The following is a 4672-nucleotide window of genomic DNA, read 5'->3' on the forward strand; positions in this document are numbered from 1 at the left end:
GTCGCAAAGAGGCCTGCTGCTCGGCGAGCACGACCAGCTCGTCACGGCTGGTCTGTAGTTCGGCGCGGGTTGCGGCGTTGGCGATCGCGGTTGCGACGAGATCGGCGAAGTCGCCGATGCGGACCTCGGTGTCGGCAGGCATGGGCTCTGGTGTCGACGAGCCAACGATCGCCGCCCCCCACACGGATCCGTCGACGATGATGGGCACGCCCACCGCCGAACGGATGCCGAGCTCACGGATGCGTGCCGCGTGCTCACCCGGAGCGTTGTCGTGACTGTCCATCCGGGCGGTGCGGTGGGTACGAAACACCCTCGCAGCGACGTTGTCGCCCGCCAATGGGAGGCGCAGACCCTCGGGCAGCTTGCGCAGCCGGTTCTCGTGGCAGATCGCGACGGGGACGAATTCCTCAGCGTCGTAGTGGGATACCGTCGAATGGCTCACATGCAGCAGGCCGGCCATTTCGTCGGCTACCGCTTCGAACACTTCCGACGGGCCGACGCCGCGCGCCACCAGCGTCGCGACCCGCCGCAAGGCCGCCTGCTGCTCCGCGAGCGCACGCAGTTCGTCGCGGCTCGCACCCAGTTCGGCGCGGGTGGCGGCATTGGCGATTGCGGTGGCGACCAGGTCGGCGAAGTCGGCGACCCGTGCCTCGGTGTCGGCCGGCATGGACTCGGGGCTCGTCGAGCCGACAATGGCCGCGCCCCACAACCGGTCGTCGACATGGATGGGGAGTCCCACGATCGAACCGATGCCCCCGGCCCTGATGCGTACGGCCTCCGGACCCAGCGCTTCGTCGTGGTCGTCAATCCTGGCCGCGCGGCCGGTCCGCAAGACCAACGCTGCCACGTCGTCGCCGCCCAACGGAATTCGCTCGCCCGTGACGGGCATCGTCGTGATCCCGGGCTCGTACCGGACCGCGACCACGAACCCGGTGCCGTCGGGCTCGTAGCGGAGCAGCCCCGCGTTCACCACATGCAGGCATCGCGCCAGTTCGTCGGCCACCGTGTCGAACACGTCAGCCGGGCGCGCCCCACCCGCGACTAGCGTCGCTACTCGCCGCAGCGCGGCCTGTTGCTCCGCGAGCGCGCTGAGCTCGTCATGGCCTGCCTCGACCTGCCGACGGCGTTCAACGGCCTCGGCGGCGCGCGATCGAGCCAGCCCCGCGAGCGCGGCGGCCGCCAGAGCGACGACCAGGAAGACGGTGACCGCCACCCAGTTCCTGGCCCAGACCGCGACGATGCTCCCGCCGGTCTGCAAATAGTGGAAGTGCACATAGACAACGGCGCTGGCCAGCGCCATCGTCACCCCGAGTCCGAATCCCCACACCGTAGCGACGACCAAGACACCCAGCAGGAAGATCACACCGAAGACGTTTCCGGGGGCGACCTGTTTGAGCAGGTATACCAAGGCGCTCTCGGCCGCAATCAGCAACGTGCCGATGACGAGCCCTAGCATCAGTGGCGGGGATGCCGGGGTTAGCAGCCCTTCCAGCACACGTGCCCGCGTCGATGCCCACCCAGGTGGGGCATGGGGCGCGCCGGACACTGAATTTGCGCCCGGAAACCAGCCGGGAAGCCGTGACCGTCTCTGCGTCATAGCGCGAACTCACAAATCGATCTGGCGGACTCACGCGAGTGCCGACCGAATCGTAACCCGCATCCGCGACCATTGCGGCGGACGTGCCATCCCCGCCGCAGGTCAATGCCGATGCCGCTCCCGCAGCGGACGGGACCTGACGCCCGCTGTTGGAGTAGCGGCTCACCCGGACTGCGAACCGGTCGCTACTCCCAGATATTGGCGCTGGCCACGGCCGCACCCGGACTGCGAAACTCGAAATGTCAAACAGTGGATCCTCGCTCCAAGCGTTCATCGCACGTTGCCACGGCGGCTGAACGCAGATGAAGGGACATCAGGTGACGAACGACGAGAAACGGATTCCGGGCGACCTGCTCGGGCAGGGTGAGCCCGGGCGTCCCGCAGTGGGGCGGGGCCCCAACGCAAGCAGCGAGTACTCCCAGCAGGATTATCACCATCCCGCTGCCGGATGGGGCGCGGCACGCAGCGTGGCCAATGTCTTGGTGCAGAGCCACGAGTTGGTTGCCGGAACCCGCGCGATCCAGCGGATGAACCACGAGAACGGCGGCTTCGATTGCCCGGGATGCGCGTGGCCCGATGACACCAAGGGCCTGCACCTGGACATCTGCGAAAATGGCATCAAACACGTCACCTGGGAGATGACTCGCAAGAGGGTCGGCCGGGACTTCTTCGCCAGCCACACGGTGACCGAGCTGTCGGGATGGACGGATTTCGCTCTGGAGGACCAGGGCCGGCTGACCGAGCCGATGGTCTACGACGCCGAGTCGGACAAGTACGTACCCATCGCGTGGCCGGCGGCCTTCGAGCTGGTGGGCTCCACGCTTCAGGGGTTGGACAGCCCACATCAGGCGTCGTTCTACACCTCCGGCCGGCTCAGCAACGAGGCAACGTTTCTGTATCAGCTGTGGGTACGCGAGTTCGGCACCAACAACCTGCCGGACTGCTCGAATATGTGCCACGAGGCCAGCGGCCGGGCGATGACGGCGTCGGTGGGGACCGGCAAGGGCACCTGCGACCTGGACGACTGGGAGAAGGCAGATCTGCTGTTGGTGATGGGAGTCAATGCCGCATCCAACGCGCCCCGGATGCTGACCTCACTCGCCGAGGCATACCGGCGTGGCGCGCAGGTCGTGCACATCAACCCGCTGATCGAGGCCGCCAGTCGCCGCACCATCGTGCCGCACGAGATCCTCGCGATGGCGTCGTTTCATGCCACCAAGGTCGGAACCCTCAACGTCCAACCCCGTGTCGGCGGCGACCTGGCGCTGCTGCGCGGGGTCGCGAAGGTGGTTTTCGAGCGCGCACTGACAGACCCCAGGGCCATCGATCACGAGTTCTTGGAGCGCTTCACCGTCGGATTGGACGATTATCGGTCGCTCGTCGAGCAGACTGGCTGGGCTGAGCTCGTGCACCAATCGGGTGTCGCGGAGGAGGCGATCCGGAAACTCGCCGAGATCTATCTCGGTGCCGATCGCACGGTCGTCGCCTGGTGTCTGGGGCTGACCCAGCAGGAACACGGGGTCGACACGGTCCGCGAAATCGTGAATCTGCTTCTGCTGCGCGGCAATATCGGCCGCGAAGGGGCCGGCCCGTCGCCGGTCCGTGGTCACAGCAACGTCCAGGGCAACCGCACCTGCGGCATCGATCACCGCCCGGGCAAGCAACTACTGGACCGGTTGGCGGAGGTCTGCGCGATCACGCCCCCGCGCGAACACGGCCTGGACACGGTAGCGACCATCGAGGCGATGATGACCGGCGCGGTGAAGGTGTTCGTCAGCATGGGCGGGAACTTCAGCATGGCCACCCCGGACACCGAGGCGACGTTCGCCGCGCTGCGCAACTGCGAGCTCACCGTTCAGGTCAGTACCAAGCTCAATCGCAGCCATCTGGTGCACGGCCGCCGGGCGCTGATCCTGCCGTGTCTGGGACGCACCGAGAAGGACGTTCAGCGCTGTGGCGAGCAGGGCGTCACGGTCGAGGATTCGATGAGCATGGTGCACTTGTCATTTGGGATGAAGAAGCCGGCATCCCCGCAGCTCAAGTCGGAGTGCGCGATCCTGGCCGGCATGGCCCAGGCAACGCTCCCTGCCTCGCCCACACCCTGGGCGCACTACATCGAAGACTACGACCGGATCCGCGACGTGATGGCCAAGGTGTTCGATGGCTTCGAGGACTTCAACCGTCGCGTGCGACTACCGCTGGGCTTTCGGATCCGGCAGCCCGCACGCGAGCGAGTGTTCCTGACCCCGTCCGAAAAGGCGGAGTTCTCCGCGGCCACCATGCCCGATGTGGTTCCGCCACAGGGCCGGTTGACGCTGAGTACGGTGCGGTCGCACGACCAGTGGAACACCACCATCTACTCCGATGACGACCGCTACCGCGGGTTGAAGAACCTGCGCACCGCACTATTCATGAATACCGAGGACATGCGCGAGCGCGGACTGGACGAGTTCGACCTCATCGACATCACCAGCTTCGCCCGCGACGGCAGTACCCGCTCGGTGTACGGCTATCGCGCCGTGGCCTACGACACCCCGCGCGGCAGCGCATTCGGCTACATGCCCGAATTGAACGTGCTGTGCGCGATCGCCGACCGAAGCCAGCAGAGCGGGCAACCGTTGACCAAGCAACTCATCGTCGAGGTCATCCCGGCCTCCGCCTAGCAGTGCTTGCGCGCCTCATCCCGCACGTTGACGTGCGCCCAACGCGCACTGCCGTACGGCCGATCCGGCGACGACGCACATGCCCGCGGGTCAGTGGCCGAGCGGGTGAGCGGCCAGCCACTCGTCGGCGACGGCGCCAGGGTCGGTGCCCGAGGCGACCTTGCCGAGCATGTCGGCCAGCGCGCCGGTGTCCAACTCCCCTGCGATCTCGTTGAGCGCCAACACTTCACGTTCGTTCAACTCGTTGCGGCGATACAGCGGCACCACGTTCTCCGCGCGGATGGCCGAGGTCCGGTCGCTGAGCACGACGACGTCGTCGGGAGTCTCCGGTACGGCCGTGGACGTCCAGGCGGCTTCGACGCGGCCCGACCGTAGAGCGCCAACCAGCGTTGCGGCATCCGGGAATTCAACG

General features: G+C 66.9%; 3 protein-coding genes. 1 reads left to right on the forward strand and 2 read right to left on the reverse strand.

What is annotated here, in order from left to right; genetic code table 11:
* Window positions 1-1456 (reverse strand): GAF domain-containing protein (locus QOD90_RS13890; protein WP_526350601.1); only part of this gene is annotated, 1456 nt, incomplete at its 3' end.
* A 458-nt stretch (window positions 1457-1914) separates the two neighbouring features.
* Here QOD90_RS13890 and QOD90_RS13895 point away from each other — a divergent pair.
* Window positions 1915-4260, forward strand: a complete 2346-nt coding sequence (locus tag QOD90_RS13895; RefSeq protein ID WP_526350603.1) for an FdhF/YdeP family oxidoreductase — start codon at window positions 1915-1917, stop codon at window positions 4258-4260.
* A gap of 90 nt (window positions 4261-4350) precedes the next feature.
* On the opposite strand, the gene QOD90_RS13900 is transcribed toward QOD90_RS13895, so the two are convergent.
* On the reverse strand, window positions 4351-4672 hold a 322-nt coding region (locus QOD90_RS13900), incomplete at its 5' end, for a glycine betaine ABC transporter substrate-binding protein (RefSeq protein WP_526350605.1).

This window comes from Mycobacterium sp. (assembly GCF_032161845.1).
Taxonomy (GTDB): Bacteria; Actinomycetota; Actinomycetes; order Mycobacteriales; family Mycobacteriaceae; genus Mycobacterium.